Here is a 23823-nt window from a genome sequence, read left to right on the forward strand (position 1 = left end):
CTTTCCACCCCCAACTAGACAATGTTATACCCTATAATCCAAATCGCAAGAGTAACAATAAGAGAAATAAAAACTGTTGCCCACGCAGTCATTGTTGCCTTTTCCTTAGCCAAAAGGCAAGGCTTCATATCCCAAACAATGTGGCGGATACCACCCACCATATGATGCACCCCTGCAAGGGTGTAAAGAAACAAAATGCAAAGCCCTGGAAAAGAAGTATAAATTTCATGAACCGTTCTAAATGCCTCTGCTCCACAGCTGACTGAAATTAACCAAATAGCAAAGAAAACCATTCCAAAATAAAGTGCAACACCGGTGATACGATGTGCGATTGACATCGCCATAGTGATGGTCCAACGATAAATAGTTACATGGGGGGAACGAGGGCGCTGTTTTGTCCTAGTTATCTCTGTCATAAAATATCCTGACCTGATTTTTACTGAAACTGCATTATGAACGAAAAGACCCGCACAAAATGTGCCAAGTGCACTATCATTTCTACTTTTGGCATCTCAAAGAACCAATATTACAGGTCGGTTGTCTTAAATAACGGATTAAAGGTCGCGCATAAAAAAAACCGATTGCCCTACAAGCATGGAGCTGTAAAACTCGCCTCAATCTAATACAATTTTATCTTCACGTCAAAGGTCTCATACTGTTTCTCAAAGATAAACACGGATTTTTGCAAATTTAGTTATCCCTGCTTTGAATATCAATGATATGCTTCAAACTGCTTTAAATTCAAACTATTTTCAAAGAAAGATGATATGTAGACTTTTGATAGTTTTTAAACATTTTAATACATCTGAAAGCAACTTCTTTCACAACCAATACGAATCACTTACACTATAAAAAAGCGATATAAAAGCCGCTTTTTCATAAATTCTAGCAGATGCAGCAGTTATTCTGTCGCGTGTGTTAGAGTCTCCACTCTAACAAGGGATTTTTGTTCTTTTTCAGCAATCTTTGCACTTTTTTTCCGTTGATCTTTCTTTTCAGTGATACGCGCAGCTTTACCTCTTAAATTACGCAAATAATAGAGCTTTGCCCGACGCACTTTACCTCGGCGCACAAGTTCAACACCCTCAATCAAAGGCGAATAAACCGGAAACACACGTTCAACACCCTCACCATAAGAAATCTTACGCACCGTAAAGGTTTCATTCAAACCACCACCTGAACGCGCGATACAAACCCCTTCATAAGCCTGAACACGGGTTCTGGTACCTTCAGTAACACGTACCATGACACGCACTGTATCTCCTGGCTGAAAAGCTGGCAGTTGGCGTTTTGCTGCAATTTTTGCACATTGTTCAGCTTCGAGCTGCGCGATAATATTCATTTTTTCATCCTTCATGTTCTTTATCGAACAGTCAGAGCGCTCATCTCTTGCCAAAAAAAGCCTTTTCTAGAGAGAGAAAAGAAGTCCTTTAAGGCTATGCATAACACAGGAGCGAATACACCGTCTCTTAATTTTGGAACTCAATAAAACCCTTCACAGGAAAACTGTTTAAAAAGAGAGCCATGCAATACACCACCTTGCAACATGAATCAAGTTTTCTGACGATTTTTATCATAAAGAGCATAAAGATCAGGGCGTCGCTGCCGTGTTAACAATTCGGCTTGCTGTTGACGCCAATCTGCAATAGCTTTGTGATGACCTGACGTCAACACTGGCGGAATACCACGCCCTTCAAAAACAGTAGGGCGCGTATATTGAGGGTGCTCAAGCAAACCATTCTCAAAACTTTCACACTTTGCGGAAATCTCATTGCCCATAACACCGGGAAGAAGACGCACAATAGCATCCAAAAGAACCAGTGCCGCCGTTTCGCCCCCTGAAAGAATATAATCACCAATGGATACTTCTTCCAATTCCCGCGCCTCTATTATCCGCTCATCGACACCTTCAAAACGCCCACAAACCAATGTCACTCCCGAAGACCGCGCCAAAGAACGTGCATAAGCCTGATGGAAAGGTCGCCCACGCGGACTCATCAACAATCTTTGGGAATCATCTGGACAACTATCCAGTGCCGCCGCTAACACATCAGCCCGCATCACCATACCTGCACCACCACCAGCAGGGGTATCATCAACGCTATGGTGTTTATCCAAAGCAAAATCCCTAATCTGTACTGTCTCCAGCGACCATATCCCCCGCTCTAAAGCTTGCCCTGCTAAAGAATAACCCAAAAAACCAGGGAACATTTCAGGATAAAGTGTTAAAACGTATGCTTGAAATTTCATTTTTTCATTCTCACCTTTAACCTAGAAGCCGCACCAAATTAACGTCATCCGGTATATCATAAAGTCCAGAATGTTTACTCAAAGGAAAATCGTTCATCTGCTTCGCATCCAATGCCCAGATCCACCGCCTTAAAGCTTGTCCTGCTAAAGAGTACTCTAAAAACCCAGAAAACATGTTAGGATAAAGTGCCCCCACACGTGTTAAGAAGCACACTCTTGCATGCCTTCATTTTTCACTTTCATTTTTTGCCTGCACCTTTATTTTTTGGTTGAAGCTATTTTCCCTTCAAATATTTTCTCCCATATCACTTAAACCAGAAGCCACTAGATCAACAACAAGAAAACCAGAAGCGATGCAAACTTCTAGCACCGCCGCCTTGCTAAAAGGGATAAGCACGGTTTTACCCGTATTCAAACGCATTTCAAGCAAATCACCAGCGCCGAAATTAAAAAAACCACTCACATTACCGAGGATTTGACCAGCACAATCTTGGACACGAAGCCCTATTAAATCCACCTGATAAAATTCATCCTCAGTCAAATCATCCAACAATTGATCACGGGCAACATAAAGGTGAATCCCCCTTAAAACCTTAGCAGCATTACGATCTTCAACCCCTTTAAAATGCACAATCGCATTCTTTTTTTGTATACGAAGTGTTAAAATTTCATAAGGATGTCCCATATCATCATAAAGGATACCATAAGTTTTTAAACGCTGTGGTTCGGCACTCAAAATCTTCAGCAAAACATCACCTTTTATGCCATGAGGCATACCAATAATGGCAAGACAGACTTTATTTTTAAGCTTTTCTCTATTATATTTCATATCATCTTCTAAAAACGAATCCTTCACTTGTAGCTTTCTATTAACTCTTGTTGCCATATTAAAAATCTTCCAGAAAGACCTTTCTTGGTAACAAAGCAAATTAACAAAAAATAAAAGGAGAAGTCTTATGGCAAATGTTATGCTTTTTTACAAAGATATCACCCCAGTCAACAAAGTTTCCCATAAAAATCTAAAATTTGCTCCTCCAAAAGATATGTCTTTTGCCAAAGATACACACTGGGTTCCTTTAGCAAGCAGTGAATATTTTCAAGCTGCTCTAGACTATCCTATTTTATTTATGTGCGCAGAAGATGAACAAAAAAAACGGCATTATACGTCAGCTGCTCTTGTTGGTCTTTCTAATGACGAAAATGATTACATCACCTCTGATAAAAATTGGAAAAAAGATACCTATCTTCCAGCTTTTGTTCGTCGCTATCCTTTTGTTCTTGCGCAAATTAGCAATGAAAAAGAACTCTCTGTTTGTTTTGATCAGCAATCAGGCATGTTTAATGAAGTTGCCGGCACGGAACTCTTTAATTCAGATGGTTCTATTTCTCCTTTTATGGAAGAACGTATTCGTTTTCTTGAGAGTTTTAAAATTGCTATGGAAAAAACAGCTGCGTTTATTGACACCCTTGTGGATATGGAGCTTCTGAGCCAAAAATCAATCAATGTGAAAAACGACAAAGGCCTTTCAGCACAATTAGAACATTTTTGGGTTGTTGATGAAGAAAAATTGAATAAATTATCGGCAAGCCAACTTGCTAAACTGCATAAAAATGGCTTTTTAGGATTGATTTTTGCGCATCTTATGTCAACGCACAATCTTTTAAAAATACTCTCTCTAAAAGGCGAAAAAAACATGACCAATCATAAAGGACAAGCTTCCAAAAAGAATGGTCACGACAAAGATGAAAAACCTAAAAATAAAGAGACTCTCAACTAGAAATGCCTCCAAAAAAGGATAATAGAAAAGACAAAAGTTTTTCTCTGATTCCAGCTGCCCCTTCTGTTTTAGCTGCAAGGAAGAAGTGGCTGGATAATCTTTTAGGAACACGTCGTATGGCAACACATACAGTGCAAGCCTATGAGCGTGATACACGGCAATTTTTGTTTTTTCTCTGTCAACATTTTGGGCACACATTGACTTTCAATGATCTCGCCAACTTACGCGTTATGGACTTGCGTGCTTATCTAGCTTACCGTCGCAAACACGATATAAGCGCTCGCTCTTTAAGCCGCGGGATGGCGGGTTTACGTTCTTTTTTCAACTACCTATCCCGCGAAGGAATCGCCAGTATTCCTGCTGCTAAACTTGTCCGAACCCCCAAACACTCCAAATTGCTACCAAAACCTTTAACCGTAAAATCAGCCCTGCATTTAGTCAAACAAGAAAATCAACAGGAAAACGAACCGTGGATCACCGCTCGTAACGCTGCTGTGTTAACGCTTCTCTATGGCTGTGGAATGCGAATATCAGAAGCCTTAAGCCTCACACCAGAACAATTTTCTGATCCGCAAAAAACAAGTTTATTCGTAACTGGGAAAGGAGGGAAAACACGTCTTGTCCCCCTCATTAAAGTGGTTTACGAAACAGTACAAAATTATCTTAAATGCTGCCCATACCCTTTAGTGGACAATCAACCGATGTTCCGTGGTGCGCGAGGTGGTCCCTTGCAGCCAGCTATTATTCAGAAAACTGTGCGAAACTTACGTGCATACCTTGGTTTACCAGAAACTGCCACTCCCCATACACTGCGCCATTCTTTTGCCACCCACCTTTTATCACGGGGAGGAGATCTGCGCACCATTCAAGAGCTTCTAGGCCATGCTTGTCTTTCCACCACCCAAGCCTATACCCATGTAGATACCGAGCACTTGTTAGAAATTTATCAAAAGACGCATCCCCGTGCTTGAAAGACTTTTAAATAAAAAAATGTTAAACAGATTCAACTTCAAGCGCCAAAGCATGAACACATGTTGCTAACTCTTTCTGTAAAACTTTATAAATCGCACGATGTATTTCTACCCGTGTCATACCCGAAAAAGAAACAGACAGAATTTTCACCCGAAAATGCGTTTCCCCTTTCCCATCAAAAGCATGCTCATGATGAGGATGCCCAACATGAAGATGGCTCTCGTTAATCACCTCAAGCTTTTGCGGACAAAAGGCATCCTGGAGCTTTCTGTTAATCGTTGTTTGAATCGCAGTAGGCATTTTTTATTCCTTCACAAAATGAACGCAATACCTCTTGTTTTATTACCAAATAAGTGTGAAAATAAATTTTTCAAAAGTCAATTCTTGTCAAATCAATTGATTTTGCATAAACCAAAGATATGACGATAACATCCAAATTATTCGACTCCATTCGAATCAGTTCTAATAAAAAACAAACGGCTGGGGCAGAAGCGCAAAAATGCCAATGGAAAGGATGTGAAAAAGCAGCATCCTATAAAGCACCAGCGGGCCGAAATCACGAAGGACAGTATTTACATTTTTGCATTGAACATGTGCGTGCCTATAATAAAAACTTTAATTACTTCTCTGGCCTTAGTGATAAAGATATTGCAAAATTTCAAAAGGATGCCCTTACAGGACATCGTCCAACATGGCCTACCGATTTTAGCAATGGAACGTCGAAAAAAACAGCTGCAAATTATGCACAAATTCGCTCTGGTACAGCTGCCTATCAAAATCGTATGCGCAACCCCTTTACACTGTTTACGGGGCGTCATTCAACCACTCACTTCTCACGAAAATTAAAACCCTTAGAAGCGAAAGCTTTTGATACATTGGGATTACAAGCAAATGCTTCAGCTGAAGATATTAAAGCAAAATACAAAGAACTTGTAAAAAAACATCATCCTGATTCCAATGGAGGCAATCGTTCTTCAGAAGAGCGTTTTCGTGATGTTCTAAACGCCTATAATTTGCTCAAAAAATCTGGTTTGTGCTAAAAAAATACGTGCCCATACAACTCTATTTTCGTTCAAATCATCATTGCTTTCACAAAAATAATAAAATATAAAGGGTTCCTTTCATATCTAAGACTTTCATTATAGGACATTGCATAAACGCTTTAACTCTTGTATCGTTTTTTAACCAACGAAAATAAATAGCGTCCTTTCCCTTCCAGAAAAACGATGAAAAAAACAAAGCTTACAGTTGAAAATGTGCCAGATATCAAAGTCTGCACTCGTGATTTGTTTCATATTGATACAGACATGAAAATCCCTGCTTTTAGCACAAAAAGCCCCCATGTTCCTGATTTAGATCCTCATTATCTTTTTGATCAACAAACAACTTTAGCAATTTTAGCAGGCTTTGCCTTTAACCGCCGTGTTATGGTTTCTGGTTATCACGGCACGGGTAAATCAACGCATATTGAACAAGTTGCCGCACGTCTAAACTGGCCTTGTTTCCGAATTAATCTCGATAGTCATATCAGCCGTATTGATCTCGTAGGAAAAGATGCCATTGTTTTGCAAGATGGCCTGCAAATTACTGAATTTAAAGAAGGCATTTTGCCATGGGCTTATCAAAACAACATTGCTCTTGTTTTCGATGAATACGACGCAGGTCGCCCAGATGTTATGTTTGTCATCCAACGCGTTCTTGAAGCCTGTGGACGATTGAGCTTGCTTGATCAAAATCGTGTTATTGCCCCTCATCCAGCATTTCGCCTTTTTGCAACGGCCAATACCATTGGTCTTGGTGACACAACAGGACTTTATCATGGCACGCAGCAAATTAATCAGGCGCAAATGGACCGCTGGTCCATTGTGACGATTTTAAACTATTTACCTCACGATAAAGAAGTTGATATCGTTTGTTCAAAGGTCAAATCTTTTCAAACGATTGAGGGGAAAAAGATAATTTCACAAATGGTACATGTTGCTGATATGGTACGAAAATCTTTTATCAATGGAGATCTTTCAACGGTCATGAGCCCACGCACTGTTATTACTTGGGCAGAAAATGCAACAATTTTTCAAAATATTGGATTTGCTTTCCGCTTAACTTTTCTCAATAAATGTGATGAACTTGAGCGTGCCACTGTCGCAGAATTTTATCAACGTGCCTTTGGACAAGAGCTTCCGGAATCACTGATTCAATGTATCTTGTCTTAAGGGATAAGGTCAATCATGGCGACCAACACTGATGATAACAGCCAAAATCTGATAAACAACTCTCTCAACAGCACTCTTGATGCTGAAGCTTTTAAAAAAGCCATTTCCAGCTGTATTAGAGCAATTGCTGGCACGCATGACCTTGAAGTTTCTTTTAGTCACCCCAAGCCATCTTTAAGCGAAAACTATGCGCGTTTACCGGAATTACCACAACACATAACAGAAAAAGATATAACAATCATCCGTGGATTAGGGGATTCGATGGCTCTACGCACAGCATGGCATAATAAGCGCATTCACACACAATTCGCGCCACTTGAATCAGAAGCACGTGCTATTTTTGATGCTCTCGAGCAAACACGTGTTGAAGCAATTGGCACTTTAAGTATGGAGGGAATTGCACAAAATCTTGATAAAATGCTGGCCGATAAATATCAAAGAGCCCATTACCAAGAGATAAGCACCCAAAGTGAAGCCCCTATCCAAGAAGCAATTGCCCTTTTATTGCGTGAAAAAATAACAAAACGCCCTCCCCCAAAAGAAGCTGGACCTGTATTAGAATTATGGCGTCAAGAAATCGAACGAAAAGCCGCAGCAGAACTGAATGAACTGACATACCATATTTATAACCAACAGGCTTTTGCAAAAATTGTTCGTCAAATACTTGTTGCGCTCAAAATGGCAGTTCAATTAGAAGAAACATCTGAAACTGTAGACAATAAAAAATTAAAAAACGAGTGTGAACCTCACAACAAAACAGACAAAGAAAGCAAAAACGAAAAACACGCCAAAAGTGAAGAAAAAGTAGAAACTGAACAAGAAAGCAGTGAGCAAGACCAAGGAAAAACGCAAGCGACACAATCAAATGACAATGACCAAGCTGAAGAAGAGCAAGAAAGAAGCAGTTGGCAAGAAAAATCGAATCAATCCAAGCGTCTTTTCGCCGTTTCAAAACAAATGGAAAGGCTTGCTGATTACAAAGTTTTCACCCGCCAGTTTGATGAAGTATTGGAAGCAACAGATTTTTGTTCTGAAAGCGAATTGGATCACTTGCGTCATTGTCTTGATAAGCAAATTAATCATCTCCAAAACATTGTTGGGCGCTTAGCAAATCGCCTACAGCGCCGCCTTATGGCACAACAAAATCGCAATTGGAATTTTGACCTTGAGGAAGGATATCTCGATACAGCAAGGCTCCCCCGTCTTATCATTGACCCAATGCAACCACTCTCTTTCAAAATGGAAAGCAATACCCAATTTCGCGATACTATTGTTTCACTGCTCATTGATAATTCGGGATCAATGAGAGGACGACCAATTACGGTTGCAGCAAGTTGCACAGATATTTTAGCACAAACTCTTGAGCGTTGTGGCATCAAAGTTGAAATTTTAGGCTTTACCACCAAAGCTTGGAAAGGGGGGAAATCCCGCGAAAAATGGCTCAACCAAAACAAACCTAATCATCCTGGTCGCCTTAATGATTTATGTCATATCATCTATAAAAGTGCAGATACCCCATGGCGTCGTGCACGGCGCAATTTAGGTCTCATGATGCAAGAAGGATTGCTGAAAGAAAATATTGATGGTGAAGCATTAATTTGGGCACATCAACGCCTTTTATCACGACGTGAACAGCGTCGTATTCTCATGGTCATTTCTGATGGAGCTCCTGTTGATGATTCGACACTCTCGGTGAATTCCAGCAATTATCTGGAAAAACATTTACGCGCTGTAATTCAGGAAATTCAAACACATTCGCCTATAGAACTTATTGCCATTGGCATTGGTCATGATGTTACACGCTATTATCAACGCGCTGTAACAATTATGAATGCCGAAGAACTTGCAGGCGCTATAACAAAACAATTAGAAGCACTTTTTAACGATAAAAAAACCTTATCCTCATAAGAGACTTGTCATTTGACACCAGGTTTTATACTAAATGAGAAAAGGTGAGATTAGATAGGAAAAGATTATAATTCATTGCTTTTATAACTATTTTTTACCATTAAATGAGAGTTTTGTCAAAATGGATTCTCACACCTAAAAATCGAAAAAATGAGGATTTGGTAGTAAAAACGAGAAAAGGTTTTAAAAGTCTTTGAGAATCCTCTAAAGATTTTTAAAAGTCCGTAAAAGCCTAGAAATCTGTCTTTGAAAAAAATGAAACAAAGAGTTTAATTGGCTACAAAATCAGCCAAAAGTGATAAAAAAGCAAGAAAGATACGCGCTTTTATTTTAAATAATAATTAAGTTTGAATCTTGTGTAATTATTAAATGTGCTTTTTTAGCTTTAATTTGACCTTTTAAATGTAACTTTAGAAGTAAGCCAGGTAAGCTCGACTTCTTTCATATCGTGAATGTTTTGAATAAGCTCTTGCAACTTTCCATAAAGCTCTGCCGCTAATTCCGCTATATCTTGAGAAAAGAGTTTAATTTTTGCATCATGATAGGTTGTATAAGCTACGCGACCAAACTTTTTCATTAGTCTAGACGAAATAGTAGGTGCTTTAAAACCCGCTGTTTTCGCTTTTGCCATATCTGTAAACATCGCTATCTTCACCAATGAGAAACTAATACAAATCTACCACTATAAGCTGTGTGATAGACAATTTATGAAAGGTGTTGATGGTTTATTTAATAATTTGCAAGCGTCTTTTTCGCCAAATCAAGAGATTTAGCAAAAACACTACGAGCCTTATTTCGAAGCATTTTTTTCATTTTACGCGGGCATTTTTGTCAGTGGTATTTTGAGTTCTTAATCAATCCATACCCTAAAAATACCTCATAAACCCATTATATATATTTACAAAGCCCATAAAATGAGTTGCATCTATTATATTGCTTGGTGTGTTAAGCGGTTATTATAACATACACTACTACACAAAACAGGTGCTGCAGCATTCGTTTAAGCAAGAACGAAATTTTCGACCATTAAATACGTGTGAGATCACCACAGTATTTAGCCAAGCTACACCATTGTAATATAACTTTGGAAGAAACTAAGAAAGCATACCAAATACCATCATACAGTATACAAGACATTGATTTATAAATATAATTTATCGTTTTGCATCATGAATGGAAACCACGAATATCGTAAATTGTAAATCCTCTCATAGTTAATCAATCAAAATCATCTGCTTACACATCACAAGCGGAGCTAGTATGTAGGTAAAAATGAGTAAAAAAAGAATTTAAAATGCCTTTTTATAAATCATCTCAATGGAAGGTCTGTAGCAACATTGGAAGCTGGCAAATAAGTATGACAGTATCAACTTGTCAAAAACAACTTGGACACGGTCTAATGAAAAAACCAAAAGCGCCATTGCCGATTTTATCGGCTTATACGATAAGCAGTTTTTGCTGATCACTCCCCCAAAACCCGCAGTCACATTTCAGAGCTTTAAAAATAAACCCGAGTATACTTCTTTTACTTGCCTCTCCATCCACCTCAAACTCGTTCATAACAAGAAAAAGATACAAACTCTATAGTCTTGCTTCTTTTTTCACACATCCCTCCCCTAAACAGGGGCCCCTGTCATAAACAATGTCATAAGCAGATTACCCATTTTAGTAATCTCAAAACCAAACCACCATGCAGCCTCTCTATACGCCTTGCCTACTCGCAGAGACAAACCAGAAGCAGCACTCTCTTTTTCAATTCTCGATCACTTACTCTTGCATAAAGAGGATTCAGAAGAAATGTCTTTCAGCTTTTATAAAACAGTTTTTATCTACACACCAATCTTAATTATAATATATAAGCGAATGATGTTTTATTGACTCACCATAAACAGATTAAAAATAAAAAAATCTGACAATATTCGGGGACTCATTCAAATTGCAAAACGATTAAAATGATCATCATTTCTTTTCTTTCTCAATAAATACGACTTTCTCCTGAAAATTTTTTAAAAGCTCTCTCTCATCGGATAAAAATTATTTGTAGAACGCCTTTTATGATTTCAATCATTTAAAAAAGTAATCACACTTGAGGAAATTGAATTATCTACGCATATAAATATGAATCTTTAGAAGACTATTATCTCCTAAAACGCAAACAGCATCTTGAGATTATAGTGAAACATAAGAAATCTATAGGAAAATATCTCTCCCAGAGATGATTTTAAAATGCTGCTCTTACAAAACAAAGTGTGCAGTTTTTCACCTTCAGAAAAACAACAGGAAAAATTGCTATTTGTTATTGTTACAAGTCAAAGGTGAACTTTTTTGAATGGCTTTGATAAAGAGGAAGATTAAAATAGCTAAGAATTGTTCCATAAGGAATCAGCATTAAAAAACTCATGATAATTTTTATAGAAAAATCACCAAAAGCAAGCGAGAACCAAACTGGAAGCTCAAGCCCCAAGAAAATACTGTTTTCCGTGATTGAACTATTCGTATAACCTATCATCTGATCGATAAAGGCAAAAGAGCTAGAAAAAGCAATCGCAAAAAACAAAACGGTATCCAAAGCCGAACCGACCAAGCCTGCAACTAAAGGTGCCTTCCACCATGCTTTACGCCGCAAAGGACTAAAAACTAGAATATCGAAAAGTTGTCCAAATAAGAATGCTGAACTAGAAGCAATCGCAAGACGTGGAGTAGCCAATATCCAAGAAACAAAAAAACCAGACAAGCAACCAGCATAAACCACATACCGTGCAGCAGCCGGACCATAAAAACGATTGGTTAAATCGTTGATCAGAAAAGCAATCGGATAGGTAAAAGCACCATAAGTCAGGAGCTCATTCAAACCAAACCAGTGGACAGGATACTGAACCAAAATATTAGAGATGGTTACAGAAAAACACATCGCAAGACTAGAAAAAACAATATATTTTTTATTTTTCTGTGCTGATAAAGCACTGGCTGAGAACATTTTTTAACCCAGAGTATGGAACCATTTAATAGAACGATCAAACAGTAAAAAACCAAAAAACACTGCCCTATCTAATTAAGAGCACACAATCCAGCCCTGCAATAAACATAAAGCGATTACGCCGCTTGTTCAGCTTTTTTCTTAACAATCTGGCGTTTTAACAAACGGGCACGTTGTGATAATTCTTTATCATTGGCTTTGACTAAAAATCCATCAAGACCACCGCGGTGCTCAACAGAACGCAAAGCACTGGCCGAAACGCGCAAACGATAACTTTGCTGTAACACTTCAGAAATCAATGTCACATTGCAAAGATTTGGTAAAAAACGACGACGGGTTTTATTATTCGCATGGCTAACATTATTGCCATACTGAACTGTTTTTCCTGTCAATTCGCAGGCACGAGACATAAACTTCACCTTTAAACTCTAAAAAACTCTTAAATCCCGACACTCACAAAAGAGAATAAACGCACAACAGGCAGAAAATTCCCTTAAACAGGTAAGATTGGGAAGTTGTGTTTCTAATAGAGTGTCGACAACAAAAGGTCAAGTCTTTATGTAAAACCTTTTACATCCCTTATAGGCTCATTCTCCCTTCTCTTCTCATAAAAAGACGTACAAAATGTTTTCTTTTAACGCTCACCGTGTTAAAACAACATTTAGCATCGTAAAAGGAAGCATTAATCATGAGCAAAACAGATTCTTCCATGAAAGAGCTTCAACAAAAACACATCCGTTTCTCTTCCCTTCTCTTCGACACGTTATGTACATGTCTTTTTCTTCTCTTTAGTGCACTAGGTGTATGGCAAGTACAACGATTAAATTGGAAAACAAATCTTATCACCAGTGCTAATCAGCGTGTTCATTTACCTCCTATTAAAGCCCCTCCCCAGGGTCAATGGGCGTATGTTACTTTTGAAAGAGACGAGTATCGACCTGTCGTGATTACCGGAAAATTTTTGATCGATAAAAATATTTTTGTCACCGCTGTTGCTCAAGATACAAGCGGTTACTGGGTTTTGACCCCTTTACAAACAGCCGACAACAGTTTGACCTTTGTGAATCGTGGTTTTATCCCCATGGATGCACGCCAGAACTTTCAGAATTCAGAAAAATCACAAACGAACGCTCCAATTCATCAGAGTTCTGCCACAGATACAAAGCAAACTACAATTATTGGTTTGCTGCGCATGAGTGAAAAAAATGGTTTTTTTCCACGCAAAAATAATCCTGATGAGAATTTATGGTATACACGTGATCTCCCCGCTATGGCACAAAAGCTTGGACTGCCATCTGTTGCTCCTTATTTTATTGATGCCGGAAAAAAAACAGCCCCGAGGGAAAAACTTCCCATTGCTGGTCTCACTGTTGTACATTTCCGAAATAATCACCTTGTCTACGCTATCACTTGGTTTGTCTTAGCTGCTGGTGTTCTAGGAGCTTCTTTTTTTCTGCTACGGCAAAAAACCTGAAAACAATATAAAAAATACTCTTCACATCTTAAAATAAGATGGTGAGCATTTTCTACTTCAAAAGATGCATTTTTCATGAATGAGAGCGTTTCCTTTATAAAAAACAGATCTCTTACCAAAGAGAAATTTTCCTCAATAAAGTACAGGAATTGACAAAAAATACAGTTTATTGAGGAAAATCTCTCAAATAGACGTGAGGGCGAAAAACATTACCCCATTATTTATTGAAGGTGTTCAATTATTTTAAAAGCCAATATTCAAAAATGAGCACTTCCCCTTATCTTCAGGTAATCAAGGTGGTGTGTACAAAACAAAACGCCCAAAACAGAAACGTTCCCCCAAAAAAAGCTATTGTGTTGCTAATGCACACTTTTAATTAAGATATTGATTTATAATAATAATTTATCGTTTTTTTGACTTGTGTGAGAATCACGAAAACAGTAAAATTCTCTCCTCACAAGCCCTCTTAGAAGGAATCAATTAAAACCGCTTGCTTGTCAATCATAAGCGAGATTGGTGTGTGGATAAAAACACTTAAAGAAAAGAGTAAAAATGCTTCTTATGAATCGCCTCAATACAAAGGTTGCCGCAACATTTTGAGCTAGAAAAGAGAATGATAGCACTAGCTTGCTCATTCATAAGTGTAAAGATGGCGGTGCACAATGGTTTTTACGCTATCCCCTTTATGGGCGCGCCATCGTGAAATGGTTGTGATGCCTTGAGAAATGTTTCTTTAAAGAAAGCGCATAAATTGGCAATAAAATGGCATTCTGTTTTACATGAGGGGCGTAACCCCATTAAAAAACGCAATAAACAAAAGTGTGAGGCAATACATATCTGCGCGTTATTCAAAAGACATTGCTCCTAAATGCTTGTGAAAGCCGTAAAATCGAATTCAAAGAAGATGGCAAAGCTGGTGCTTGGTTTTCGCCTTTATAACTTCATATTCTCTTTAAATAAGGCTGTATAACCGTTTCAGAGATTACCAAAACAGAAATAAGGCAAGACCCTTACTCCTAATTGGCATATAAAAGCTGCAACAGAAGAAAAAACCTTTATCTATTTCAATCTTTGTCTCAAACATGCTGCTGCATTAGATTTTGAGATTGATTTACAGACCATAGAAAAAACAAGCGCTTTATTAGAAATAACAACTCCATAAGACCGGTAATGGACTGGAAAAATGTTCCGGCTTTTAATAAAGGCATCTCTCAGCGCTCCCACACCCCCTTCACGACGACGCCCGTGAGGGGGTAGCGTAAAAGCCATTATGCATCACTCTCTTTACATTTATGAAAGAGAAAACTGGCGCTATCATTTCTCTTTGCCAACTCAAAATGTTGTGGCAACGCCTTACACGGAAACGGTTTATAAGGAGCATTTTTACACCCCCTTTCTTGAAGAATTTTTAACCACGTGCAACCCCATTTGTAACGTGCAAATGAATGGATTTTGATTACCTCACTATAGGAAGGTTAAAATGAGAGCACCATACGATATTCGGAGCTCTCATTCACGTTGTAAATAATATATTATCATTATAAATCTATGATTTGACTTATAAAAACAACCATAGCAAGGGTGCCTCATTAATCAGTAAACTTTATCAATCTTAATGATAGAAAAGAACTTGGCATTTTATTTTAAAAGAGATTACCAAACACGATGGGTTATAAAACCATATCTGTGAGGATGAATACCACCATTTTTCAGGTTCAGCCTTATGTTTGCAAACCATAGAAAAATCAACATAAGAGAAAAACCCAACATAAGAAAAAGCATTGAGAGAAAACATTATAAAAAAGCAAGATAAAATTTGTTTTCGAAGTATCATGCTAGAGTGGATACCTTGGCCTAAGCTTTATGTTTTTTCTCACTCTGAGAAGTTGTAGTACCCCCCCCTTCCCTATCTCAACTTATTAAAGTGGGCGAAAATCAAAAATACGGCTAAAGGCTCTGCTTCAAAGATACGAAAAGAAAGACCGAGATAGCAAAACGACACTTTTCTCCTTCTTTCCCACTCCCAACAGGCAAAGAGACAGAATGCTTGATAAAGACCTCTCCTCACTACGGCCGCTTATCGAAGACTAAACACCCTTTTTCATGATTTAATAGCACCTCATTTTGAGACGTTGACTTATGCCCCAATCTTTTTCTCACTTAAAAAGCAAATTGCACACAGACTCACCCGCGCTTCAACTCTTATGCCTTAAATTCTCATGGCGAATCTCATGGCGAAATATAAAACATCCAGGACTCACCTTTAAAAGCAAAAACACTCTTATCCCTTAAAGATATAAGAACACCCCCTCACCACCAAACCTGAAAATTTAATATCCGTGATCTCCTAATAACACACTCTGACGTCACATGAGGTGACATCTCATATAAAGCACGCTCCTAAGCGGTCATCAAACTTACGAAGACTTACGAGAACACCACCGCGCAATAGAATCAGTATCACCACGATGAATACCAAGATCATTGAGTTCATACGTTGAAAGACGATTTAAGGCGTTAACTGCCCGACGATACCGGCGCCACTTGCTATAAGAACGCAAAATATTCATATCTTTTCCCCAACGTTACACCACAACTTGTAAGGTGCATTATAGAGCAAATAATAAAAAAGAGTTGTGCTATAAGGGCATAACTGTCATGCGTCTACAACACGATTGACAGCATCTTTATAGGAATATCAGCGGAAAGTAAGACTTTGGCTGTTGCTCGACTCGAAATAAATTTAATCAATATGGAAAATGTGAAGCGCTTATGCAAACGCGATCACATGCATTTTTCATGAAATTTATTGAAAACTCATCTTAGTTGAAAAGATCAATACCTTAAAAATAAAAGCACTAATGACGAAAATGCCTTACACCTGTAAAAACCATGGCTAACCCCTGAGCATCGGCTGCGGCAATCACTTCTTCATCACGCATTGATCCGCCAGGTTGAATAACTGCCGTAGCCCCTGCTTCAGCAACTGCCAACAAACCATCTGCAAAAGGAAAAAAGGCATCTGATGCAACAACGGATCCTTTAGTGAAAGATTCCGTTAAACCTGCTCTTTTTGCGCTTTCTTCAGCTTTACGTGCAGCAATTTTTGCTGAATCAATACGACTCATCTGTCCCGCACCAATCCCAACTGTTGCACTATTTTTTGCATAAACAATAGCATTTGATTTGACATGTTTCACCACACGAAAAGCAAATTGAAGATCACGCATTTCCTCTTGACTTGGTGCGCGCTTTGTCACCACTTGCAGCTTGAGATCATCAACCACCACATTATCACGCGACTGCACTAAAATCCCGCCCGCAAGGGTTTTGGCAATAAGTCCTCCACACCGTGGATCAGGAACACCCCCTGTTAACAGCAAACGAAGATTTTTTTTGCCTGAAATAATTTCACGTGCCTCCATTGTCGCATCAGGAGCAATAATCACTTCCGTGAAAATTTTGATAATCTCTCCTGCACATTCTGCATCAAGAGGTTGATTTAAAGCAATAATTCCACCAAATGCCGATACATTATCACACAGAAGAGCCTTCAAATAAGCTTCCTTTAAAGTCTGCCCTTCAGCAACCCCACAAGGATTAGCATGTTTAATAAGAGCAACGGCAGCAGTTTTTTGTGGATCAAATTCTGCCACAAGTTCAAATGCTGCATCTGTATCATTCATATTGTTATAAGAGAGTGCTTTACCCTGCAAAATTTTGGCTGTTGCAACACCAAAACGTTTATCACCATTACGATAAAATGCCGCCTGTTGATGCGGATTTTCCCCATAGCGCATGACATTTTCAAGATGACCAGAAAAACTCTGCCAAAAGGGTGCTTCAATTTTTAAATCTTTTGCAAACCACGCCGCTATCGCTGCATCATAAGAAGCCGTGTGCGCATAAGCACGCATTGCTAACTGTTGTCGCATAGAAAAACTTAGACACCCATCATACTGCTTTAATTCAGAAAGAACCAAATCATAATCACCCACCGCTGTGATAACACCAGTATAAGCATGGTTCTTTGCTGCCGCGCGAATCATTGCCGGTCCACCAATATCAATATTTTCAAGAATTGTTTGTCCATCTGCGCTTGATTGAACAGTTCCTTCAAAAGGATAAAGATTGACCACAAGAAGATCGATTCCATGGATGCCATGCTGCTCCATAGCCACTGCGTGGCTAGGATTTTCTCTTACTCCTAGGAGAGCACCATGGATCAAAGGATGGAGTGTTTTGACGCGCCCATCCATTATTTCAGGAAATCCCGTAACTTCAGCAACATCTTTTACCGGTAAACCAGCAGCCTTTAAGGCTTTAGCTGTTCCTCCTGTCGAAATCAATTCAACACCGTAAGTGTGAAGCGCTTGTGCAAATGCAACCACACCCGTTTTATCAGACACAGAAAGCAGAACGCGACGGACCCGATGAAGATCAGGTATGGGAAAATTTTTTGCAACAACACCCATAACAGGAATCCTAAAAATGAAATAGTTAAAACTCAAAAAAAACTGGCTTATATGCACAAAACCAATTTATACATTCATAGCACATGCTTTTAGCAAAATACACAAAAAGGAAAGAATGCTTTTTTAAACACACTAAAGAACAATTCTTCACTTATATAAAGGAGCATATCATTGCTCCAACGAACGACGGATAAAACGCCAACGAACTTTTTCCTGAAATGCAGGACGAAAATATAAAACAATCTGTTGTGTGCGTTGCGGACCTGTTTGTTCAGCAAAATCAATCGAATCTTCAAGACAAATATCAGCATCAGGTGATATGAAATACCACACTTGCTCATCCCTCACAGCTAAACGCACACGTTTACCATCATAATTGACTTCCACCTGCGGATGGAGATGAAACCGAACAGCAACATTATTTTGTTCTTTTTGAGCGTCTATATTTTTCTTTGAAAGCCCCTTTTGGGGGATAAAAAAGCGATCAAAACCCTCGATAATTTTCCCATTTTTTGCCAAAATAAGACCACGTTCATGAACAAGATTAAAAGATCGCACATAACCATTATGACTGGCAATAAAACCAGTTTTTTCTGAATCCTCTATACGACGCACTTTAACATCCGTTGGTCCCTCAAGCAAAAAAGAAGCACCATTTCTTTTTTTATGAAAAATACCCACCGAACAGTCATTAACTGTCGCTGTTGAATGTGCTGCGGTAACACGTCCTAAATGCCGATATTCTTCACGCCCATAAGAATGAACACCCGTATTGATAATAAAGCGGCTTCCCTGAGAAGACATTTCAAAAGACAAACATCCAGAACCAGCATGTTCTGAGGCAGAACGTGGTGGAAACTTTCCTGTATCTGCAAGCACCGTCGTTTGATTGGCTTGTAAACGCTGAAATCCTGAATAACGTGCATAACTAAAAGGATGTCCTGCTGTTTCATCAAACTCTAAAAGTGTCGATAAGCGTTCCGATACAAGGGGGCCAACCCCATTAAAATGGGCCAATGTTTGATCTTCATGGATAAAAAACCGTAAAGCCGGCAACATACGCTCAACAGAATCAATAAGAACACGCGGTGCCGTTTCATTGCTATGCACAAAAAGATGACGCAAAGACAATAAATCTGACAACAAATTCAGCAAAATGATAGGGCTACGAGAAATATGACCGCCATCAAACAAAATCTGACGTGAAAGTTCTTTGATAAGAAAGGATTGTACCTTTTTTTTCACTGCTTCTGAAACAGGCAAAGCAAGAGATGCAAATGTTAAAGCTGCTGCTGCTTGTAAACGTTGATCATTGTTTTCCATACTACAAATCGTTATACGTAAATAACGAAACTGGAAACCAAGTGCACGTAAAAAGCATTTTTCAAACCGCTCACTTGCCCCTTGTAACAACATTTTTGAATTACAAATCCACGAAATCAAACGCCGTGCCACAACCGGACGACTCCAAGCAACTCCCTTCACCTTCTTGCCCCATTGATCAAGCCAATCTTCTAAAAGAGCGCGTGCATGTGCCGCTGCTAAATCACTCTCCGCTGCCGCCATATGACGCAACCAATGGAAATCATGCAGAGCTACCTCCCATTCCGACGTTGGTGGAACTAATGAAAAAGGAGAAACAGCACCAGAATAAACAATATGCCCCGCAAAAGGAAAACGACCATGATAAAATTCGTGCGCCATCATCGGATCAGCTAAATGCAAATCAATGGGATGCGCTAAAATTTTATGGGGACGAAACCCCGAAAACCGCCAACGGAATAGTGGTCCAATCCATAAACGCCGTATAAGTTGGTGTGCTCCATAAACAAAGTTCGCTGCCTTTATCTGAGAACCTTTTACCGCAATCGCCACAACCTTATCTCCATTTGTGCTGAATTAAGCACAATTTCAACCATTTTAGTAAATGAACTGTTAATTAAGCCACTTTTCGCAAGCGCGCTGCAAAAAAACCATCCATTCCTAAAAAGATATTTTTTTCGGCGTTAAAATCTTCATGACAGCAATCAGCAGGCGTTGTGCGCAAAATGCCCTCAACAGAGAGCAAATGTGCCATAACACCCATTTCTTCTGCACAAATAGGCTCTAAAACAATGTCACCACGTTCTGATAAAATTCTTGCAATGAGATCTTCTCCTTCTTCTTTTGCCAAGGAACAATTAGAAAAAACAATGCGCCCTTCCTTCTTTAGCAAAGCAATAGCTGCGACAAGTAAATCATATTGCAACGCCGCTAATTTGGCGACATCATTCATCGATTTCGTCCATAAAATATCGGGATGACGACGTATCGTTCCTGTAGAAGAACAAGGAGCATCAAGAAGCACAGCATCAAAAAGCTGCTTAGGATGAAAATTTTTCACATCCCCCTCACAACAGCGAACTGAAAAATGAAGTCGCTCCATATTTGCCTTCAAGCGTTTTAATCGATTAGCAGAGAGTTCAATTGCTGTCACCTCAGCCCCTTGCAAAGCCAGTTGTGCTGTTTTTCCTCCGGGGCTTGCACAAAGATCAGCAACCTGTTTACCATGAATATTTCCAAGTAAACAAGCAGGCAATGCTGCAGCAAAATCTTGAATCCACCAAGCCCCTTCCATATAGCCTGGTAATTCAGAAACAGAACCCTCTAAACGGCTCAGCCTAACCGAACCATTGGGCAAAACAACACCCCCCAACCGTTCTGCCCATCCATGACTATCAGACTTAACTGTCAAATCAAGAGGAGGTGGAACACTTTGAATTTCTAAAATCTGATCAGCTTTTTCTTTTCCATAAGTTGATACTAAAAGCTGTCCAAACCATAGCGGAACAGCTTCAATATGAGGAGCTTTCTGGCGTAAAAATACCGCCCCACGTGCAACATTGCGTAAAAGAGCATTCACCACTCCTGAAAAACGGCTCATACGCGGATCAAGTTTCGCCACACGCACAGCTAAATCAATAGCCGCATGATCAGGAATATCAAGGTAAAGAATTTGCGCCACACTGATATGCAAAAGATGCTGAAGTGAAAGTGCTTGTGAAGGCAAAGGTCGCTTCAAAAAGCGCCCTAAAGCATCTATAATCTGCCCCCGATGCCGCAACGCCGCTGCCAAAATAGCGCGACACAACAAACGATCTCGCTGTGAAAGCCCTAAATATTGTGGATGTCCATAGTCATTATCCGTCAAACCAGAAAGAGAAGCCTTCTTATCAAGCACCACCCCTAAAAGACGAACAGATACTTGCCGAACAACTAATCCCGGAACATTTTTTGCGGACATAGGCCCCGCTTTCCTGTGTTTCAAAATAACACCTTTATGCCTCTATCCCATGAAGAACTTTATGATCGAGGTCTCTTTGAACCTTCATAACGAAGCCAAGAAGGGCGTTTTTTAACACGCTGAACAGTACCCTTTTCATTAAAGACATTTGTTTGCGCACCCGAATTTAAATTTCTAAAATCACTGTTTTTTTTATGTAAACCACCTTTTCCATTCCATCCCATATTTTCCACTGTTGTTCCTTTCATCTCTTCTGCTTGCCGACGAAGAGCAGCAATACGATTTGCTGTTGCGGGATGGGTAGAAAAAAGGCTATCGGTCCCTTCACCACACAAAGGATTTATAATAAACATATGTGCTGTTGCCGGATTATGTTCTGCCTCTTCATTGTATACCATATGCCCACCGCCTGCAATTTTACTCAATGCCGAAGCCAACCATAAAGGATTACCGCATATTTCAGCCCCTCGCTTATCAGCAGCATATTCACGAGTACGACTAATGGCCATTTGCACCAGCATTGCAGCAAAAGGTGCCACAAACATGGCAATAAGCCCCCCGATAGCCCCAGCACTATGAGAATTTTCAGAAGAATGACGCTGTCCCCCCATAAAAAAAGCGAAATTACCAAGCATTGAAATTGCCCCGGCAATCGTTGCAGTCAAGGTCATCGTTAACGTATCACGATGCTCAATATGTGCAAGCTCATGCGCCATCACTCCAGCCACTTCTTCTGCACTCAACTGGTTTAACAATCCAGTACTTGCAGCAACAGCTGCATTCTGAGGATTACGTCCCGTAGCAAAAGCATTTGGCTGTGCATTATCAATAATATAAACTTTTGGTTGAGGAAGAGATGCTCTTTGCGCTAAATCGCTTACAATCTTATAATAAACGGGAGACGAATATTGATCGACTTCGCGCGCACCATACATACGGAGAACAATCTTATCTGAATTCCAATAAGAAAAAAAGTTTAAGCCACCAGCCATCAAAAGTGCGATGACCACGCCATTGCTTCCACCAACCAGATAACCAACTCCCATGAAAAGAGCAGTCATAAAAGCCAACAGCATTGCTGTACGCATTATGTTCATGACTCAAAAACTCCATGCTAAAATACTATTAATATTATATGATGGGGTTTTCTTTTTACTTCTTCAATGAAAAAAGGTATAAAATGGATAAAAAAGACTATAAGATAAATAAACAAAATGCAACTGCTACTAAACAACAGCTCCTTTCTCCAGCAGCACAACGTGCCCTAAACGAAGCTGAAGAAAGACGAAAACATGAAACAAATGAAGAAAAACTTTTAGAAAACGGAGGACGTGGCGGCAAAGACCCCTCACGCTATGGAGACTGGGAAATCAAAGGCCGCGCCATTGACTTTTAAAAGACTCACATTGATTTAAAAAATCATACACCCTTCATAAAGAGAAGCAGTTTTTGACAAACAAAAACCGAGAACAATCGTTCTTTGATATAAAATCTTACAAGACCAATATATAATAAATAAAGACAAGCCCTTAGAGAAAACACGTGCAGCAGCAAAAATCCACCATGCTACAGAGATTATAAAAATTAAATCCACAGCATAACTTCTAAAAAATGCATGTTGATTTAAAAAAATCAACATGCTCCTTTAAAGAGGATCCATTTTTTTGTCTGTTAAAAACAGATAATACTTGCTCTTCTCTAATAAAAGCTTTAACGGCAAAGCTGATTATGTTTTAAGAATAATCATACCTCTTCTGAGATAGGAGCAGATTCCGCTTTAGCCGCAGCCGCTTCTTCAGCAGCTTGCTTTGCTGCCGCTATGCGTTCTTGTGCTTTTTTTCCTGGTTCACCTTTATGTGGGTTGTTGCGGGTTGGACGTTTTTTTAATCCAGCAGCATCCAAAAACCGCAAAACGCGATCTGTTGGCTGTGCCCCTTGACCAAGCCAATATTGAATACGTTCTTCATTCAACTTCACACGTGGTCCATCTTTAGGCAACATCGGATCCCATGTACCAACACGCTCAAGAAACCGCCCATCGCGCGGACTACGAGCATCCGCAACGATAATATGATAATAAGGACGCTTTTTTGAGCCTCCACGGGACAAACGAATTTTCAATGCCATATTTTATCTCCTATTGTCAGCTCTGGCTTTCGTTTAAATTTTCTTTGTTTATTTTTTGCTTTTCAGCAATGACTTCATGCTGATGCACAACTTCTTTAATAATAAATTTTAAAAATTTCTCAGCAAAATCAGGATCAAAATGCGTGTCTACAGCTAATTGCCGCAAACGCTTTATCTGATGTTGCTCACGCAGAGGATCTACCGCCGGCAAATTATAACGGGCTTTTAAGCGCCCAATTGCCTGTGTACAACGAAACCGTTCTGCTAAAATATGAATTAACGTGACATCAAAATTATCAATAGACTGTCGTAAATACGCCAATTCACTCAATATTTTTTCCTGCATCACACTTCCTTCCCTCTTTG

At 39.3% G+C, this 23823-nt stretch carries 23 protein-coding genes and 1 pseudogene; 7 read left to right on the forward strand and 17 right to left on the reverse strand.

Annotation, left to right across the window (positions count from 1 at the left end; translation table 11 throughout):
• Window positions 1–14 precede the first annotated feature (14 nt).
• The 5 genes from sdhC to rimM all read right to left on the reverse strand — a co-directional run bounded on the left by sdhC (window position 15) and on the right by rimM (window position 3079).
• The gene (sdhC, locus tag O9A_RS00975) at window positions 15–416 is read right to left on the reverse strand and encodes a succinate dehydrogenase, cytochrome b556 subunit (protein ID WP_034457899.1); all 402 of its coding nucleotides are present in this window, start codon (window positions 414–416) and stop codon (window positions 15–17) included.
• Between the two features lie 485 nt (window positions 417–901).
• Window positions 902–1342 carry a 50S ribosomal protein L19 gene (gene rplS, locus O9A_RS00980; RefSeq protein ID WP_034460151.1) on the reverse strand — a complete coding sequence of 147 codons (441 nt, stop codon included), beginning with the start codon at window positions 1340–1342 and terminating at the stop codon, window positions 902–904.
• 209 nt (window positions 1343–1551) lie between these two features.
• A complete protein-coding gene (gene trmD / locus O9A_RS00985) occupies window positions 1552–2250 on the reverse strand; it encodes a tRNA (guanosine(37)-N1)-methyltransferase TrmD (RefSeq protein WP_034457901.1) in 699 nt (232 codons plus the stop codon).
• A gap of 16 nt (window positions 2251–2266) precedes the next feature.
• Window positions 2267–2464 carry a hypothetical protein gene (locus O9A_RS00990; RefSeq protein WP_034457903.1) on the reverse strand — a complete coding sequence of 66 codons (198 nt, stop codon included), beginning with the start codon at window positions 2462–2464 and terminating at the stop codon, window positions 2267–2269.
• 72 nt (window positions 2465–2536) lie between these two features.
• Window positions 2537–3079: a ribosome maturation factor RimM gene (gene rimM / locus O9A_RS00995; protein WP_034460152.1), complete on the reverse strand. Its 543-nt coding sequence runs from the start codon at window positions 3077–3079 to the stop codon at window positions 2537–2539.
• A gap of 127 nt (window positions 3080–3206) precedes the next feature.
• Between rimM and O9A_RS01000 the strand changes: the two genes are divergently transcribed.
• Both O9A_RS01000 and O9A_RS01005 read left to right on the forward strand, forming a co-directional pair.
• On the forward strand, window positions 3207–4028 hold the full coding sequence (locus tag O9A_RS01000; RefSeq protein WP_034457905.1) for a SapC family protein: 822 nt from the start codon (window positions 3207–3209) through the stop codon (window positions 4026–4028).
• A gap of 2 nt (window positions 4029–4030) precedes the next feature.
• The gene (locus tag O9A_RS01005) at window positions 4031–4999 is read left to right on the forward strand and encodes a tyrosine recombinase XerC (RefSeq protein WP_034457907.1); all 969 of its coding nucleotides are present in this window, start codon (window positions 4031–4033) and stop codon (window positions 4997–4999) included.
• 22 nt (window positions 5000–5021) lie between these two features.
• Here O9A_RS01005 and O9A_RS01010 read toward each other — a convergent pair whose 3' ends face one another.
• Window positions 5022–5300 carry a BolA family protein gene (locus tag O9A_RS01010; protein WP_034457909.1) on the reverse strand — a complete coding sequence of 93 codons (279 nt, stop codon included), beginning with the start codon at window positions 5298–5300 and terminating at the stop codon, window positions 5022–5024.
• Window positions 5301–5419: 119 nt separating this feature from the next.
• Here O9A_RS01010 and O9A_RS01015 point away from each other — a divergent pair, with 119 nt between their 5' ends.
• The 3 genes from O9A_RS01015 to cobT all read left to right on the forward strand — a co-directional run bounded on the left by O9A_RS01015 (window position 5420) and on the right by cobT (window position 9121).
• Complete coding sequence (locus O9A_RS01015; RefSeq protein WP_034457911.1) at window positions 5420–6040, forward strand: J domain-containing protein; 621 nt, start codon at window positions 5420–5422, stop codon at window positions 6038–6040.
• A gap of 186 nt (window positions 6041–6226) precedes the next feature.
• A complete protein-coding gene (gene cobS, locus O9A_RS01020; RefSeq protein WP_034457913.1) occupies window positions 6227–7213 on the forward strand; it encodes a cobaltochelatase subunit CobS in 987 nt (328 codons plus the stop codon).
• Between the two features lie 15 nt (window positions 7214–7228).
• The gene (gene cobT / locus O9A_RS01025; RefSeq protein ID WP_034457915.1) at window positions 7229–9121 is read left to right on the forward strand and encodes a cobaltochelatase subunit CobT; all 1893 of its coding nucleotides are present in this window, start codon (window positions 7229–7231) and stop codon (window positions 9119–9121) included.
• A gap of 330 nt (window positions 9122–9451) precedes the next feature.
• Here the strand turns inward: cobT and O9A_RS08205 are convergent.
• The 3 genes and pseudogenes from O9A_RS08205 to rpmB all read right to left on the reverse strand — a co-directional run.
• A pseudogene (locus tag O9A_RS08205) lies at window positions 9452–9764 on the reverse strand (helix-turn-helix domain-containing protein); the annotation flags it as partial.
• Between the two features lie 1659 nt (window positions 9765–11423).
• Window positions 11424–12098 (reverse strand): VUT family protein, encoded by a 675-nt coding sequence (locus O9A_RS01035; RefSeq protein WP_034457917.1) that lies wholly within the window; start codon window positions 12096–12098, stop codon window positions 11424–11426.
• 116 nt (window positions 12099–12214) lie between these two features.
• Entirely contained in the window at window positions 12215–12508 is a 294-nt protein-coding gene (gene rpmB, locus O9A_RS01040) for a 50S ribosomal protein L28 (RefSeq protein ID WP_034457920.1), read from the reverse strand.
• Window positions 12509–12786: 278 nt separating this feature from the next.
• Here rpmB and O9A_RS01045 point away from each other — a divergent pair, with 278 nt between their 5' ends.
• On the forward strand, window positions 12787–13572 hold the full coding sequence (locus O9A_RS01045; RefSeq protein ID WP_034457922.1) for an SURF1 family protein: 786 nt from the start codon (window positions 12787–12789) through the stop codon (window positions 13570–13572).
• 1059 nt (window positions 13573–14631) lie between these two features.
• On the opposite strand, the gene O9A_RS07915 is transcribed toward O9A_RS01045, so the two are convergent.
• The 6 genes from O9A_RS07915 to htpX form a co-directional block, all read right to left on the reverse strand.
• Entirely contained in the window at window positions 14632–14841 is a 210-nt protein-coding gene (locus tag O9A_RS07915) for a hypothetical protein (RefSeq protein ID WP_034457924.1), read from the reverse strand.
• Between the two features lie 1148 nt (window positions 14842–15989).
• Window positions 15990–16142, reverse strand: coding sequence for a DUF1127 domain-containing protein (locus tag O9A_RS07590; protein ID WP_084790486.1), 153 nt, complete (start codon window positions 16140–16142; stop codon window positions 15990–15992).
• Window positions 16143–16430: 288 nt separating this feature from the next.
• On the reverse strand, window positions 16431–18047 hold the full coding sequence (gene purH / locus O9A_RS01065) for a bifunctional phosphoribosylaminoimidazolecarboxamide formyltransferase/IMP cyclohydrolase (protein WP_034457931.1): 1617 nt from the start codon (window positions 18045–18047) through the stop codon (window positions 16431–16433).
• A gap of 168 nt (window positions 18048–18215) precedes the next feature.
• Window positions 18216–19922 (reverse strand): heparinase II/III family protein, encoded by a 1707-nt coding sequence (locus tag O9A_RS01070; RefSeq protein ID WP_034457933.1) that lies wholly within the window; start codon window positions 19920–19922, stop codon window positions 18216–18218.
• A gap of 64 nt (window positions 19923–19986) precedes the next feature.
• Window positions 19987–21330, reverse strand: coding sequence for an RsmB/NOP family class I SAM-dependent RNA methyltransferase (locus tag O9A_RS01075; RefSeq protein WP_245262485.1), 1344 nt, complete (start codon window positions 21328–21330; stop codon window positions 19987–19989).
• A gap of 59 nt (window positions 21331–21389) precedes the next feature.
• Window positions 21390–22427, reverse strand: a complete 1038-nt coding sequence (gene htpX, locus O9A_RS01080; protein ID WP_034457937.1) for a zinc metalloprotease HtpX — start codon at window positions 22425–22427, stop codon at window positions 21390–21392.
• An 83-nt stretch (window positions 22428–22510) separates the two neighbouring features.
• On the opposite strand from htpX, the gene O9A_RS01085 reads away from it, so the two are divergent.
• Window positions 22511–22726 (forward strand): DUF1674 domain-containing protein, encoded by a 216-nt coding sequence (locus O9A_RS01085; RefSeq protein ID WP_034457939.1) that lies wholly within the window; start codon window positions 22511–22513, stop codon window positions 22724–22726.
• Between the two features lie 347 nt (window positions 22727–23073).
• Here the strand turns inward: O9A_RS01085 and rpsP are convergent, their stop codons facing one another.
• Window positions 23074–23457, reverse strand: a complete 384-nt coding sequence (gene rpsP / locus O9A_RS01095; RefSeq protein ID WP_034457943.1) for a 30S ribosomal protein S16 — start codon at window positions 23455–23457, stop codon at window positions 23074–23076.
• A 16-nt stretch (window positions 23458–23473) separates the two neighbouring features.
• Window positions 23474–23803, reverse strand: a complete 330-nt coding sequence (locus tag O9A_RS01100) for a chorismate mutase (protein ID WP_034457945.1) — start codon at window positions 23801–23803, stop codon at window positions 23474–23476.
• Between the last annotated feature and the right edge of the window lie 20 nt (window positions 23804–23823).

It is taken from the genome of Bartonella koehlerae C-29 (assembly GCF_000706625.1).
GTDB lineage: Bacteria > Pseudomonadota > Alphaproteobacteria > Rhizobiales > Rhizobiaceae > Bartonella > Bartonella koehlerae.